Origin of the sequence: Levilactobacillus tujiorum (genome assembly GCF_012641185.1) — a bacterium.
In the GTDB taxonomy this organism is placed as follows: Bacteria; Bacillota; Bacilli; order Lactobacillales; family Lactobacillaceae; genus Levilactobacillus; species Levilactobacillus tujiorum.
The window spans coordinates 1-227 of record NZ_JAAXLK010000064.1 but is presented as its reverse complement, the minus strand read 5'-3'; the positions used below and the strand labels follow the sequence as shown (position 1 = coordinate 227).

The 227-nt window shown below is 37.0% G+C and carries 1 tRNA gene; it reads left to right on the top strand.

The features are described from left to right. Positions 1 to 22: 22 nt before the first annotated feature. Positions 23 to 95: transfer RNA gene (locus HF569_RS12215), tRNA-Ala, on the top strand. Positions 96 to 227 lie beyond the last annotated feature (132 nt).

The window sequence follows — 227 nt, the reverse complement described above, 5'->3', positions numbered from 1 at the left end:
TTGACCGCAAGGTCATCATTTTGGGGAATTAGCTCAGATGGGAGAGCACCTGCTTTGCAAGCAGGGGGTCAGCGGTTCGATCCCGCTATTCTCCATTGGTACGAAAGTGCCAATGAATTTGTTCTTTGAAAACTAGATATTATCAATTATTTTCCTTTAATTATTAAGATAATTAAACCGAGAAACAACTGCGTATTTTTGAGTTTTTTAATTAGTTTATATCGCTA